The 13,560-nt window shown below is 70.3% G+C and carries 15 protein-coding genes; 12 read left to right on the top strand and 3 right to left on the bottom strand.

What is annotated here, in order from left to right; translation table 11 throughout:
- Positions 1-111: 111 nt before the first annotated feature.
- Together AC1DMS_RS23155 and AC1DMS_RS23150 are read right to left on the bottom strand one after the other, a co-directional pair.
- Complete coding sequence (locus AC1DMS_RS23155; protein WP_012747771.1) at positions 112-579, bottom strand: DUF6152 family protein; 468 nt, start codon at positions 577-579, stop codon at positions 112-114.
- Between the two features lie 14 nt (positions 580-593).
- On the bottom strand, positions 594-1,013 hold the full coding sequence (locus tag AC1DMS_RS23150; RefSeq protein ID WP_012747772.1) for a hypothetical protein: 420 nt from the start codon (positions 1,011-1,013) through the stop codon (positions 594-596).
- 180 nt (positions 1,014-1,193) lie between these two features.
- Between AC1DMS_RS23150 and AC1DMS_RS23145 the strand changes: the two genes are divergently transcribed.
- Entirely contained in the window at positions 1,194-1,775 is a 582-nt protein-coding gene (locus AC1DMS_RS23145) for a sigma-70 family RNA polymerase sigma factor (protein ID WP_230537828.1), read from the top strand.
- On the top strand, positions 1,772-2,413 hold the full coding sequence (locus AC1DMS_RS23140) for an NrsF family protein (protein WP_012747774.1): 642 nt from the start codon (positions 1,772-1,774) through the stop codon (positions 2,411-2,413). The genes AC1DMS_RS23145 and AC1DMS_RS23140 overlap by 4 nt, the downstream gene beginning before the upstream one ends.
- Positions 2,414-2,436: 23 nt before the next feature.
- Here the strand turns inward: AC1DMS_RS23140 and AC1DMS_RS23135 are convergent, their stop codons facing one another.
- Positions 2,437-3,951 carry a helicase HerA-like domain-containing protein gene (locus AC1DMS_RS23135; protein WP_012747775.1) on the bottom strand — a complete coding sequence of 505 codons (1,515 nt, stop codon included), beginning with the start codon at positions 3,949-3,951 and terminating at the stop codon, positions 2,437-2,439.
- Positions 3,952-4,052: 101 nt separating this feature from the next.
- On the opposite strand from AC1DMS_RS23135, the gene AC1DMS_RS23130 reads away from it, so the two are divergent.
- The 10 genes from AC1DMS_RS23130 to fabG are packed head-to-tail and all read left to right on the top strand — an operon-like array spanning position 4,053 to position 13,547.
- Complete coding sequence (locus tag AC1DMS_RS23130; RefSeq protein ID WP_012747776.1) at positions 4,053-4,364, top strand: phosphopantetheine-binding protein; 312 nt, start codon at positions 4,053-4,055, stop codon at positions 4,362-4,364.
- A gap of 3 nt (positions 4,365-4,367) precedes the next feature.
- A complete protein-coding gene (locus AC1DMS_RS23125; protein ID WP_012747777.1) occupies positions 4,368-5,012 on the top strand; it encodes a COG4648 family protein in 645 nt (214 codons plus the stop codon).
- A 17-nt stretch (positions 5,013-5,029) separates the two neighbouring features.
- Positions 5,030-6,739, top strand: a complete 1,710-nt coding sequence (locus tag AC1DMS_RS23120) for an ApeI family dehydratase (protein ID WP_012747778.1) — start codon at positions 5,030-5,032, stop codon at positions 6,737-6,739.
- Entirely contained in the window at positions 6,739-7,737 is a 999-nt protein-coding gene (locus AC1DMS_RS23115; protein WP_012747779.1) for an acyl-CoA synthetase, read from the top strand. Before AC1DMS_RS23120 ends, AC1DMS_RS23115 begins: the two co-directional genes overlap by 1 nt.
- Positions 7,709-8,323, top strand: coding sequence for a LolA-related protein (locus AC1DMS_RS23110; protein ID WP_012747780.1), 615 nt, complete (start codon positions 7,709-7,711; stop codon positions 8,321-8,323). Before AC1DMS_RS23115 ends, AC1DMS_RS23110 begins: the two co-directional genes overlap by 29 nt.
- Positions 8,320-10,728 (top strand): MMPL family transporter, encoded by a 2,409-nt coding sequence (locus AC1DMS_RS23105; protein WP_012747781.1) that lies wholly within the window; start codon positions 8,320-8,322, stop codon positions 10,726-10,728. The genes AC1DMS_RS23110 and AC1DMS_RS23105 overlap by 4 nt, the downstream gene beginning before the upstream one ends.
- The gene (locus AC1DMS_RS23100; protein WP_012747782.1) at positions 10,728-11,570 is read left to right on the top strand and encodes a polysaccharide deacetylase family protein; all 843 of its coding nucleotides are present in this window, start codon (positions 10,728-10,730) and stop codon (positions 11,568-11,570) included. The genes AC1DMS_RS23105 and AC1DMS_RS23100 overlap by 1 nt, the downstream gene beginning before the upstream one ends.
- On the top strand, positions 11,567-12,349 hold the full coding sequence (locus tag AC1DMS_RS23095) for a class I SAM-dependent methyltransferase (RefSeq protein WP_012747783.1): 783 nt from the start codon (positions 11,567-11,569) through the stop codon (positions 12,347-12,349). Before AC1DMS_RS23100 ends, AC1DMS_RS23095 begins: the two co-directional genes overlap by 4 nt.
- Positions 12,346-12,819 carry a hotdog family protein gene (locus AC1DMS_RS23090; RefSeq protein WP_012747784.1) on the top strand — a complete coding sequence of 158 codons (474 nt, stop codon included), beginning with the start codon at positions 12,346-12,348 and terminating at the stop codon, positions 12,817-12,819. Before AC1DMS_RS23095 ends, AC1DMS_RS23090 begins: the two co-directional genes overlap by 4 nt.
- Positions 12,816-13,547, top strand: a complete 732-nt coding sequence (fabG, locus tag AC1DMS_RS23085) for a 3-oxoacyl-ACP reductase FabG (RefSeq protein WP_012747785.1) — start codon at positions 12,816-12,818, stop codon at positions 13,545-13,547. The genes AC1DMS_RS23090 and fabG overlap by 4 nt, the downstream gene beginning before the upstream one ends.
- Positions 13,548-13,560 lie beyond the last annotated feature (13 nt).

Here is a 13,560-nt window from a genome sequence, read left to right as displayed (position 1 = left end):
AGGCCCTCAAAAAATGCAATGTACCGATCACTCGCGCGGCTGGCAAGCAGGGCGCGAGGGTCGTCAATGCCGCCGGGGGCCGCGGCCATGGCGCCGCGGCCGGTGCGCCGATCAGGCCGGCGAGGAGCGCAGGCCGTAGGCCTTGCCGCCGACGAACAGGTATTCGGCGCGCAGCACCGGATCGCCTTTTTCACCGGTGTAGGTGAAACCCAGCGCGGCCACCGGGGTGCCGGGCTTGATCTCCTCGACCCCCCAGGCCTGCAGCCGCGTGAGCGGTGCGAGTTCGATCAGCCACTTGCGGTCGCGCCGCGTCGGCAGCTGCGCCTTGGCCAGCAGCGCGGGGCCATCGACGTTCGCGCTTTGCCTGGGCAGCGGGCGCTGCTTCAGGTCGGCCGGCAGGGTGGGGTTCTCGGGCAGTTCAAGCTCCACCTCGCCATGCGGATTGCGCCACATGACCTTGGTCGCGCGCCCCTCCAGGTAGAGCGGGCGGTCCTGGTCGAAGCTGCTCCATCCGTGGTGCGCCCAGGAGGGCAGGGCCAGGCCCAGCGAGCCGGCAACGAACAAGCGTCTCTCGATCATCTCGGTCTCCTTGCTCAGACGTAGGCAATCCAACGCCCGCAGATGATGACAGCGAGCCAAAACCCCAGCGACAGCAGGCATTGCGCCCTGGACATCGCGCCGGTGGCGGCCAGGCCGCCCCGAAGATGGAACCAGATCGCGTTGGCGCCCGCCAGGCCGATCAGCAAGAGCTTGATGCGGAAGGCGGAATTGGCCAGCAGCTCGCCGGGCTGCGTGGAAAACATCGTGAGGCCGGTCGCGGCGCACAGGCCGAAGCCGACGAGCGCCGGCAGCAGCGTCAGGCGCGCCAACTGCCTTTGCGGCAACTCCCGGCCCAGGCCGAGCACGCGCAGTTCGAACACCAGCAGCCCGCCGAACAGCAGCGCAATGCCGACGATGTGCGCCGTCTCCAGCGCCGGATAGGCCCAGGGGTGCGAAACCAGCCCGGCCAGCATCGGCGTCAGCTCCGGGCGGCGGACTGTTCAAGGGCACGAAGGCATGGACCGGCAGGTTGCATCGGGCGCTCCTTCCATGGGTTCGGGGGAGCTTAGCCGAGGACGCATCCGGCGTCTGCGCCGGGCACGGCACAATCCGGCGGGATCTTTTTTCCGAAAGGGCTGTAACCAGCCGGTCCGATGGCACGAAACACAATGGACAGCAGTTCGCGAACAAGCGACGCCGAAGCCGCGCTGCGCAGCCTGTTCCTGCGCGGCCTGGACGGCGACGCGGCCGCCTATCGCGAATTTCTGCAAAAACTCAGCGCGCATCTGCGCGCCTTTCTGGGCAAGCGCCTGTTCGGCTGGCCCGATGAAGTGGAAGACCTTGTCCAGGAATGCCTGCTCGCCATGCACAACCAGCGCCACACCTACCAGAGCGACCAGCCGCTGACGGCCTGGGTGCATGCGATTGCGCGCTACAAGATGATCGACCTGCTGCGCGCCAAGTCGGCGCGCGAAGCACTGCATGACCCGCTGGACGACGACCTGGCGGTGTTCGCCGAATCGGCCATCGAGGCCAGCGATGCCCGGCGCGACCTGGGCGGCCTGCTGCAGACCCTGCCGGACCGCCAGCGCCTGCCGATCGTGCACGTGAAGCTCGAAGGCCTCTCGGTGGCCGAGACGGCAAGCCTCACCGGCATGTCCGAATCGGCCGTGAAGGTGGGCATCCACCGCGGACTCAAGGCGCTTGCCGCCAGGCTCAGGAGCCGTGCGCCATGAAGACCGACGATCTCGTGGCCATGCTGGCGGCCGGCGCCTCGCCCGCGCCGCGCCGCGCCGCAGGGCGCCGCCTGGCCCTTGCGCTGCTCGCCGGGCTGCCGCTGTCGTTCGCGATCCTGTTCACCGAATACGGATTGCGCCGCGACCTGGTGCAAGCCATGTTCTGGCCGATGTTCTGGGTCAAGGTGCTGTTTCCGCTGTGCATTGCGGCGGCCGCCTTCGTGGTGGTGCAGCGCCTCGCGCGGCCGGGCGTGCCGGTGCGGCGCGCCTGGATCGGCATCGCGGTGCCGGTGCTTGCCGTGTGGGTGATGGCGGCGCTGGCCTGGTTCAACGCGCCGGCCGAAGAGCGCATGCCCTTGCTCATGGGCGAGTCGTGGCGCGTTTGCGCGGTCAGCATCGGGCTCATGGCGCTGCCGGTCTTTGCGGCGGCGCTGCTGGCCCTGAAGGGGCTGGCGCCCACGCGGCCTGCGCTGGCCGGTGCGGCCGCCGGTGCGCTGGCCGGCGGGGTGGGTGCGGCGGTCTATGCGCTGCACTGCATGGAGTTGACGGCACCTTTCCTCGCGGTCTGGTACGTGAGCGGCATCGGGCTGCCGGTGCTGGTGGGCGCCGTGCTCGGGCCGCGCCTGCTGCGCTGGTAGCCAGCCAGCGGGGCCCGGCTGGCTCAGCGCTTCTTGGCGCCGAAGATGCCGCCCAGCACGCCGCGCAGGATTTCCTTGCCGACCGAGGTGCCCATGGTCCGCACCGCCGACTTGGCCATGGTCTGCACGAGGCCGTCGCGCTTGCCGCCGCGCGGGCCCGTGCTGCCGAAGAGCAGGTCGTTCAGCATGCTGCTGCCTTCGGACGCTTCGGCCGCACCCTTGCCGGCGCCCGCCGTCTTGGGCTGCGGTGCATCGGGCGCGGTTTCGGCCCGGCCCTTGAGTTTTTCGTAGGCCGATTCGCGGTCCACGGTCTTCTCGTACACGCCAGCGACGAGCGAATTGGCAATGACCGCCTGGCGCTGCGCGGCCGTGATGGGGCCGATCTGGCTGCCGGGTGGCACCACGAACACGCGCTCGGTCACGCTCGGGCGGCCCTTGGCATCGAGAAAACTCACCAGCGCCTCGCCCACCGCGAGCTCGGTGATCGCGGTTTCGATGTCCAGTCCCGGCTTCTGGCGCATGGTGGTGGCCGTGGCCTTGACGGCCTTCTGGTCGCGCGGGGTGAAGGCGCGCAGCGCATGCTGCACGCGGTTGCCCAGCTGGGCCAGCACCGAATCCGGAATGTCCAGCGGGTTCTGCGTCACGAAATAAACCCCCACGCCCTTGGAGCGCACCAGCCGCACCACGAGCTCGATGCGCTCGACCAGCGCCTTGGGCGCCTCGTTGAAGAGCAGGTGGGCCTCGTCGAAGAAGAAGGCGAGCTTGGGCTGCTCGGGGTCGCCGATCTCGGGCAGCTGTTCGAACAGTTCGGACAGCATCCAGAGCAGAAAGGTGGCGTAGAGCCGCGGCGAATTCATGAGCTTGTCGGCCGCCAGGATGTTGACCACGCCCTTGCCGCCCACCGTCTGCATGAAGTCGGCGATGTTGAGCATCGGCTCGCCGAAGAACTTGTCGCCGCCCTGGGTCTCGATCTGCAGCAGGCCGCGCTGGATGGCGCCCACGCTGGCGGCGCTGATGTTGCCGTACTCGGTGGTGAACTGGCTCGCGTTCTCGCCCACGTACTGCAGCATGGCGCGCAGGTCCTTCAGGTCGAGCAGCAGCAGGCCGTTGTCGTCGGCGATCTTGAACACCAGGTTCAGCACGCCGGCCTGCGTTTCGTTCACGTCGAGCATGCGGCCCAGCAGCAGGGGCCCCATGTCGGAGACGGTGGCGCGCACCGGGTGGCCCTGTTCGCCGAACACGTCCCACAGGGTGACGGGGCAGGCCTGCGATTCGGGCAGATCGATGCCCCGTTCCTTCAGCGTGGCCGCCATTTTTTCGCCGATGCTGCCTTTCTGGCTCATGCCGGTCAGGTCGCCCTTGACGTCGGCCATGAACACGGGAACGCCGATGCCCGAGAGCTTTTCGGCCATGGTCTGCAGCGTGACCGTCTTGCCGGTGCCGGTGGCGCCGGTGATGAGGCCGTGGCGGTTGGCCAGGCTGGGCAGCAGGGTGCACTCGATGGTGTCGTGGCGCGCGATCAGAAGGGGGTCGGCCATGAAGGGCTCCGGGTCGTATCGAAGCGGGCAGTCTAATCAAGCTGCCCTCCTATAATCCACGGCCCCCGAGGTAGTTACGGAAAAAGTTTCAGGAGGTTTTTTTGTCATCGACTGCTCAGCCCCCCATTCCCGCCGCCGGCGATTCACCTGAACAGTCGCCGATTGAAAAAGAGTTGGCCGTCCTGCTGGTGAACGCGCTCAATCTCGAAGTCGCACCCGAAGACATCGTGCCCACCGATCCGCTGTACGGCGAAGGCCTGGGCCTCGATTCCATCGACATCCTCGAAGTCGCGCTCGAGGTGTCCCGGCGCTATGGCTTCCAGCTGCGCTCGGACGACGAGCGCAACCAGCAGATCTTCCAGTCGCTGCGCACGCTCGCGACCCACGTCGCCCAGCATCGCAGCGCTTCCTGATCCATGTCTCGATGGCGACTGGCGCTCCTGCTGCTGGTGGGGGTGGCCTATGCCGGCCTCTCTCACTGGATGATGCTGTTCCACCCCACCGAGCCGTGGGCCGTGGTGGTGCTGCTCGGTCCGCTCTGGCTGGCCGCCATGGGTTTTGCCGCAAGCAAGTTCGGCCGCTGGGGTTTTGCCGCGGCCATGCTGCTGGGCATCGGGGGCTTTGCGCTCGTGTTCCTGGGTGAGGCGGGCGACACCAACCGGCTCTATGTGTTTCAGCATGTCGCCATCAACGGCCTCCTGTGCGGCTGGTTCGGCGCCTCGCTGCGCGGGCCCGGCCTGCCGCTGATCACCCAGTTCGCCCAGCGCGTGCATCCGCTCAAGGGCCAGATGCTGGCCTACACGACCACGCTCACGCGCATCTGGACCGCGTACTTCGCGCTGGTGGTGGTGTCGTCGATCGTGGTGTATTTGACGCTGCCTTTCTCGGCCTGGTCGCTGCTCGCGAACGTGCTGACGCCGCTGTCGGTCACGCTTCTTTTCGTGGGCGAGCACCTGGTGCGCTACCGGCTGCACCCCGAATTCGAGCGCACGCGGCTCATCGATGCAGTGCGCGCCTTCCAGGGCGCTTCGCCCGTCGACCACGGCAGCGGCAGCCGTTGAAGCAAGGGGCCCATTGCGTGAGCGCCGATACCCGCCTGCTGCCGCTGATCGCCAACCGGGACCTCGATGCACCGCTGGCCTGGCGCGCCGGCGTGCCGGTGAGCACGCGCCAGTTCCTGGCCGACGTGGCCCGCTTCGCGCCGCTGCTGCCGGCCGAGGGCCGGGCCGTCAATCTCTGTGTCGACCGCTATGCGTTTGCGGTCGGCCTGGCCGCTGCGCTGGTGCGCGGCCATGCGAGCCTGCTGCCGCCCGACGCGCGGCCCGACACGCTCGCGCGCCTGCTCGAATCCGGCGGCTCGAATCTTTTCGCGCTGACCGATGACGCCGCGCTCGCCACGCCCGGCATGCCGCGCCTGCTGGTCGAATACCGCGGCGGCTCCGAAGGCGATGCGGGCCTCGAGCTTCCGGCCATCGACGGCGCCATGCACGCGGTGAGCCTGCTGACCTCCGGCTCCACCGGTGCGCCGCAGCCGCATGCCAAGCGCTGGGACACGCTGGTCGGCGACGTCGCGGTGGCGGTGGAGCGGCTCTCCAGCCTGCTCGGTCTGCCATCGCTCGCCGGCCTGACGCTGGTGGCGACCGTGCCGGTACAGCACAGCTACGGGCTGGAATCATCGGCGCTGCTGGCCATGCTCGGCGGCGCCGCGTTCGACAGCGGACGGCCGTTCTTTCCAGCCGACGTGGCCAAGACGCTGGCTTCGGTGCCACGCCCCCGCGCACTGGTCACCACGCCTTTCCACCTGAAGACGCTGCTGCTCTCGGGCATCGAGCTGCCGCCGGTCGACCTGGTGCTTTCCGCCACCGCGCCGCTCTCGCCGCAGCTCGCGGCCCAGGCCGAGCAGGCGCTCGGCGGCGTGCTGATCGAGATCTACGGCAGCACCGAGTCCGGCCAGGTCGCCACCCGCCGCACCACGCAGAGCGAAGTCTGGGAGACCTTCGGAGATATCCGCGTGCACGCCCAGCCAGGGGAGGGCGACGGGGCCGAGCGCTTCATCTTCAGCGGCGACTTCCTGCCCGAGCCCACGCCCATGGCCGACGTGCTCGAACTGCTCGACGCACGGCGCTTCCGGCTGCTGGGCCGCGCCAACGACCTGATCCATGTCGCGGGCCGGCGCAGCTCGCTCGCGCACTTGAACTACCACCTCAACAGCATCGCGGGCGTCGAGGACGGCGCGTTCTGGCTGCCCGACGAAGTGGCCGACGGCGTGGTGCGTCCGGTGGCCTTCGTGGTCGCGCCCACGCTCTCGGCCGGCCAGATCATTGCCGCGCTGCGCCAGCGGCTGGAGCCGGTGTTCGTGCCGCGCCGCGTGGTGCAGGTGAAGGCCTTTCCGCGCGAAGGCACCGGCAAGCTCACGGCGCGCGCGCTGCGCGAATTCGCGCTCGCGCAGCTGGCAGAAGACGACACACCGGTGCAGCTGGCCCATGCGGTGCCGGTCGACCATCCGGCATTCGCGGGCCACTTCCCCGGCCAGCCGCTGCTGCCGGGAGCGCTGATACTGGCCGAGGTCATGGAAGCCGTGCAGCGCGTGCCCGCGCTGGCCGCCCGGCTGGGTGCCCATCCCACGCTCGCGGCCGCCAAGTTCCTGGCACCCGTGCGGCCGGGCAGCATGCTCTCCATCGAGCTGCAGCCCGAGTCCGGCGCCGCGCGCGGCGTGCGCTTCGACGTGCGCTGCGACGGCGTGCTGGCTGTCACCGGCCGCTGGGCCGCCGTGCCAGAGTCTGCGTGATGGATCACACCGACGCCGAGACGCGCGCCGTGAAAGACGCGGCGCAGGCAGGCCAGCGCGGCGACTGGGCGCACACCCCCGAGCGCAGCAACATGCTGGCGCTGCGCTTCATCTGCCTGATGGCACTGGTGTGCGGGCGCCGCATCACGCGCCTGCTGCTGCCGCCGATCAGCCTGTACTTCCTGCTGTTCGCACCCGCGCCGCGGCGCCACATCAAGCGCTACCTGTTCAGGGCCATCGGTCCGCATGCCGGCTGGCTCGACGGCTACCGCCTGCTGCATGCCTTTGCCTCGACGGTGCTCGACCGCGTGTACTTCCTGCGCGGGCGCATGGACCTGTTCGACGTGAGGGTCGAGGGCAACCAGGCGCTCGAAGCCGAGGCGCTGAAGGGGCGCGGCGCCTTCCTGCTCGGCGCGCACGTCGGCAGCTTCGAGGCCATGGGTGCCTGCAAGCACAACAGCCTGCACAAGCACGAGCTGCGGTTGGCGATGCTGATGTACCCCGACAACGCGCAGCGCATCACGGCCATCCTCAACGCCATCAGCCTGCCCGGGCTGCGGCCGCACGTGATTGCGCTGGGCCGCCCGCATTCGATGCTCGCGCTGCGCGACTGGCTCGACGGCGGCGGCCTGGGCGGCATGCTGGTCGACCGCACCCTGCCTGGCAGCGAGAACCAGCCCGCGCAGCAGCGCGGCAACAACATCGTGCTGCCGTTCCTCGGCCATCCGGCCAGCTTCGACGACGGCCCGTTCCGCCTGGCCGCGCTGCTGCGGCGCAAGGTGTTCTTCATGGCCGGCCTCTACGGCGGCGGGGCGCGCTACGATGTCCGGTTCGACCTGCTGGCCGACTTCAGCGAGCGGGCGCCCGACCCCGCCGAGCGGGAACGCCGCATCCGCGCGGCGGTCGAAGCCTACGTGGCGCGCCTGGATGCCCTGTGCCGCGCCTATCCCTACAACTGGTTCAACTTTCATGATTTCTGGCTCGAAGATTCGGTTTGACTGGCTTTGCAGGAGCCTGCTGCTGGCACTGGCCTTCTGCGCCGCGCCGGCGTGGGCCTTCGACCTGCCCGACCTGATGGTGCTGCTTGCCAAGCAGAAGAGCGGCGAGGCCCGCTTCACCGAGCAGCGTTTCGTGCACGGCCTCGAAGGCCCGCTCGATGCGCGCGGCACGCTGAGCTTCGATGCGCCCGACAAGCTGGTGCGGCGCACCTTGTCGCCGCGCGTGGAAACCATGGCGGTCGAAGGCAACACGCTGACGCTCTCGCGCGGCGGCCGCAATCGCACGCTGACGCTCGACAGCATGCCCGAGCTGCTCGGCCTGGTCGAAGCCATGCGCGGCACGCTGACCGGCGATGGCGCCACGCTGCAGCGCTATTTCCGCAGCACGGTGAGCGGTTCGGCCGCCAACTGGACGCTCGACCTCCTGCCGGCCGACAGCCGGCTCGCGGCGCAGGTGCGCAGCATCCGCATCAGCGGCCGTGCCGGCGAGGTGCTGGGCCTTGAAATGGAGTTCGTCGGCGGCGACCGCTCGGTGATGAGCATCACGCCCGAGCGCCCGGGTGCCGCTGGACGCACCACGCCGTGAAGGAGCGCGAGACCGGGGAGCGCGGCCCGCCGGGCTGGCAGCGCCGGGCGCTGGTGCTGCTGGTCTGGGCGCTGGTGCTGCTCGGCGGCGCGCTGCAGATCGCGCGCACGCAGTTCAGCGCCGACCTTTCCGCCTTCCTGCCCAAGAGCCCCGACGCGCGGCAGCAGGTGCTCATCGAGCAGCTGCAAAGCGGCGTGGCCTCGCGCACGCTGATGCTCGGCATCGAGGGCGGCGCGAGTGCCGAGCAGCGCGCGGCCGTATCGCGCGCCGTGGCCAAGTCCATGCGCGAGAGCCGGCTCTTCGACCTGATCCAGAACGGCGACACCGGCGACTGGAGCGAGGCCGGCACCTGGGTCTTCGCGCACCGCTACCAGCTTTCGCCGGGCGTCCGGCCCGAGCATTTCACCGCCGAAGGCCTGCGCGACGCGATCTACGAAACGCTGTCGATGCTCGGCACGCCGGCCGGCAACGCGATCAAGCCCTTGCTCGACCGCGATCCCACCGGCGAGACCCAGCGCATTGCCGTCGAGCTGACGCCGGCCAGCGCGCCGCGCAGCGAAGACGGCGTCTGGATGTCGCGCAGCGCGCCGCGGGCGCTCATGATCGTCACCACGCGCGCGGCGGGCAGCGATCTCGACGCCCAGGCGCAAACCATTGCAAGCGTGCACGCGGCCTTCGATGCCGCCACGCGCGGCATGGAAGAGGCCACCCGGCCGAAGCTGCTGCTGAGCGGCCCGCCCGTGTTCTCGGTGCTGAGCCGCGACAAGATCAAGACCGAAGCGATCCACCTCGCGATCGTGGGCGGCATCGTGATGGGCGGCCTGCTGCTGCTGGCCTTCGCGTCGCCGCGCGCGCTGGTCATCGCGTTCCTGCCCGTGGCCACCGGCGTGGTGGTGGGGACCGCGGCGGTCAGCGTGGTGTTCGGCTCGGTGCACGGCATGACGCTGGGCTTCGGCAGCACGCTGATCGGCGAGACCGTCGACTACGCCATCTACTACCTGATCCAGGCGCGCGGCGCGGCCGTGGCCGGCACCGGCTGGGCGCGCTGGCGCGATGTGCACTGGCCCACCGTGCGGCTCGGGCTGCTGACCTCGGTGTGCGGCTTCGCGGCGCTGGTGTTCTCGGGATTCCCGGGCCTGGCGCAGCTGGGCGTGTTCTCCATCGCAGGGCTCGTGGCCGCGGCGCTGGCCACGCGCTACGCATTGCCCATGCTCGCGCCCGATGGCGCCACCGGCATGGGCATGCGCCGCTACATGGCGCGCGCGGCCGGCGTGCTCGTGCGCGGCCTGCCGCACCTGCGCTGGATGCTTGCGGGGCTCGGCGTGGCTGCGCTGGTGCTGGTCATCTGGCAGGGCGGCCATCTGTGGCGCGCCGACCTCGGCGCCATGAGCCCGGTGCCCAAGTCGGCCCAGCAGCTCGACGAGATGCTGCGCGCCGACATCGGCACCGGCGACGGCGGCACGCTGGTGGTGGTGTACGGCGCCGATGAAGAAACCGCACTGCGCAACACCGAAGCCGCCACCGCGCGGCTCGAAGCCCTGGTCGACAAGGGCGAGCTCGGCGGCTTCGAGGCCGTGACGCGCGTGCTGCCGAGCATCGCGACGCAGTCGGCCCGGCTCGCGAGCCTGCCCGACGGCGAGACGCTGCGCAGCCGGCTGGCCGAAGCCACCCAAGGCTCGCCGCTGCCGGCCTCGCGCCTCGGCCCTTTCCTGGCCGATGTCGAAGCCGCGCGCAAGCTCGCGCCCGTGCGGCGCGCCGACCTGGCGGGCGGGCCGCTCGGCTCGGTCGTCAACACGCTCATGTACCAGCGCCCGGGCGGCGGCTGGTCGACGCTGGTGGTGCTGCACCCCGGGGCAAAGTTCGACGCGCGCCGGCTCGAAGCGGCGCTGGCGGGCGTGCCCGAGGTGCAGGTGGTCGACGTGGGCCGCGAACTCGCGGGGCTCTATCAGCGCTACCTGCACGAGGCCTTCGTGCAGGTGCTGCTCGGCGCGCTGGCGGTGGTGGTGCTGTTGGGCATCTACCTGCGCTCGGGCCGGCGGCTGCTCGCGGTGTGCCAGCCGCTGCTGTTCGCGGTGGTGCTCACGCTGGGCGGCATGGCCGTGCTCCAGGTGCCGCTGGGCATCCTGCACCTGGTGGGGCTGCTGCTGATCGTGGCGGTGGGCTCCAACTACGCGTTGTTCTTCGACCAGCTGCGCGTGGCCGGGCGGGCCGACGAGGACACGCTGGCGTCGCTGATGCTGGCCAACCTCACCACGGTGGTGTCTTTCGGGCTGATCGCGATCTCGGACATTCCGGCGCTGTCGTCGATCGGCCGCGTGGTGGCGCCGGGCGCCTTGCTGGCGCTGCTGCTGTCGGCCGCGTTTGCGCGCCGCGTGGCGCCCACGCCGCCCGCCGCGCGCGGCTGATGGGAAAATCCCGCGCCATGCCGTCCGCCTCTGCCGCTCCGTCCGAATCCTGGCCCTGGCCGCTTGCCATTCGCGCCAGCGCGGCCTGGCACGTGGCGGCCATTGGCGCCGGCGCGCTGGTGCCGGGCGCCATGCCCTGGGCCATCGGCGCCATCGTGCTGAACCATGCGCTGATCACCGGCGCGGGACTCACGCCGCGCAGCAGCCTGCTGGGCCCCAATGTCACGCGCCTGCCCGCGGCGGCCGCTGCCCGGCGCCAGGTGGCCATCACCATCGACGACGGGCCCGACCCCGAGGTCACGCCCCGCGTGCTCGACCTGCTCGACGCGCACGGCCAGCGCGCCACCTTCTTCTGCATTGCCGAGCGCGTGCTGGCCCACCCGGCGCTGGCGCGCGAGATCGTGGCGCGGGGCCACAGCATCCAGAACCACACGGCGCGGCACCGGCACAATTTTTCGTTCCTCGGGCCGCGCGGCTTTGCGAGCGAGATCGCGCGCGCGCAGGACATCCTGGCCGACACCACCGGCCAGCGCCCGACCTGCTTCCGCGCGCCGGCGGGCCTGCGCAATCCGTTCCTCGAGCCGGTGCTGCACCGGCTCGGCCTGTCGCTCGTGAGCTGGACGCGCCGCGGCTTCGACACGCGCGAAGGCGATCCCGCCAAGGTCATGGCGCGCCTGGACCGCAAGCTGCAGGCGCGCGACATCCTGCTCCTGCACGACGGCAACGCCGCGCGCACCCCTTTGGGAAACCCTGTATTGCTGGAGGTACTGCCCTTGCTTTTCGAACGCCTGCGCGCCGAGCGCCTGCACGCCGTCACCCTGCCGGAAGGCCTTGAACCATGAGCGCGGTGCTGCCTTCTTCGTCGTCGTCGTCTTCTTCCACCGATGCCGCCTGGCGCGAGCTGCATGAGGCCGCCACCGTTCCCTACAAGAAGGGCGGCAGCTTCGCCTGGCATTTCGCGCGCGGCAAGCTGGGGCGCGATCCGGTGTTCCGCGGGCTGCTCGAACGCGGGCTGATCGATGCAGCTCACCGGCGCGTGGTCGACATCGGCTGCGGGCAGGGGCTCTTCGCGAGCCTGCTCGCGTCGATGAGCCGCATGCAGGCGCACGGCCGCTGGCCCTCGTCGTGGAAGCCCACGCCGCCGGCCGCCGACTACACGGGCATCGAGCTGATGCCCAAGGACGTGGCGCGCGCCGAGGCTTCCATCGGGCACCTGCAGCCGGCGCCGCGGCTGGTCTGCGCCGACATGTGCTCGGTGCCGCTGCCCGAATGCGACCTGGTCGTGATCCTCGACGTGCTGCACTACGTGGGCATCGACGCGCAGGACGGCGTCCTGCGGCGGGTGCACGACGCGCTTCGGCGCGGCGGCAGTGCGAACGCCCGGCTGCTGCTGCGCGTGGGCGATGCATCGAGCAAGCGCGGCTTTGCCATCAGCCAGTGGGTCGACCGCACCGTGACGCGCGTCCGAGGCCACAAGGTGTCGCCCACCTGGGGCCGTCCGCTGTCCGACTGGGTGGCGGCGCTGCAGCGGCTGGACTTTCGCGTCCAGAGCATTCCGATGAGCAAGGGAACGCCCTTTGCCAACGTGCTGCTGGTGGCCGACCTGGAGCATCGGGCGTGACCACGGCGCCGCAGACGCTCGACCGCGCCGGCATTGCCAAGCGCATTCCGCACAGCGGCAGCATGTGCCTGCTCGACCGGCTCGAACGCTGGGACGCCGAGTCCATCCACTGCAGCACCCGCACGCATGCGCAGCCCGACAATCCCTTGCGAACGGCGGGCGGCCTGCTTGCACCCAATGCCATCGAATACGCGGCGCAAGCGATGGCGCTGCACGGCGGTTTGCTGGCTGCCGAGGGAAGCTCGCCGTCGGCCGGATTCCTGGCGAGTGCGCGCAGCGTGCGCCTGTCGGTGGCGCGGCTCGACGACATCGACGGTGCGCTGCAGGTGCAGGCGCGGCGCCTGTCGGGCGACACCCACCAGATCCTCTACGAATTCGCGGTGAGCGACAGTGGCGCCCGCGTGCTGGCCGAAGGCCGCGCGGTGGTGGTGCTGAACACGCCGCTGGCAACTGGAGCCCACGCACCATGACGCTCGAAGGAAAACGCGCACTCATCACCGGCGCCAGCGGTGCCCTGGGCGCTGCCATGGCCGAGCGCCTCGCGCGCGACGGCGCCACGGTGCTGCTGCACGCCAACTCGCGGCCCGAAGCGGTGGAGCAATTGGCAGCCACCATCGCGGCCGCGGGCGGCAAGGCCGAGTGCCACCTGTTCGACCTGCGCAGCGACGAGGCCTGCCGCGTGGCCTGCGAGCGCATGCTCGAAGGCGGGCCGGTCCAGATCGTGGTCAACAACGCGGGCGTGCATGACGACGCCGTGCTGCCCGGCATGCGTGCCGACCAGTGGCACAAGGTCATCGACATCTCGCTCAACGGATTCTTCCGCGTGACGCAGCCCTTGCTGCTGCCGATGATGCGCACGCGCTGGGGCCGCGTGCTCAATATCTCGTCGGTCTCGGCGCTGACCGGCAACCGCGGGCAGGTCAACTACGCCGCCGCCAAGGGTGCGCTCAACAGCGCGACCAAGGCGCTGTCGCTCGAAGTGGCCTCGCGCGGCGTGACGGTCAACGCCATTGCGCCCGGCATCATCGCCTCGCCCATGGCCGATGCCGCCTTCGACCCCGCCATGGTCAACCAGATGGTGCCGATGAAGCGCGCCGGAACGCCGCAGGAAGTGGCGGCGCTGGCTTCATTCCTCGCCAGTGACGAAGCGGCCTACATCACGGGGCAGGTGATTTCGATCAATGGCGGAATGATCTGAGTTTGGCTGCCGG

The organism is Variovorax sp. 05T418 (genome assembly GCF_056396385.1).
This window is presented reverse-complemented; position numbering and strand designations above follow the sequence as displayed.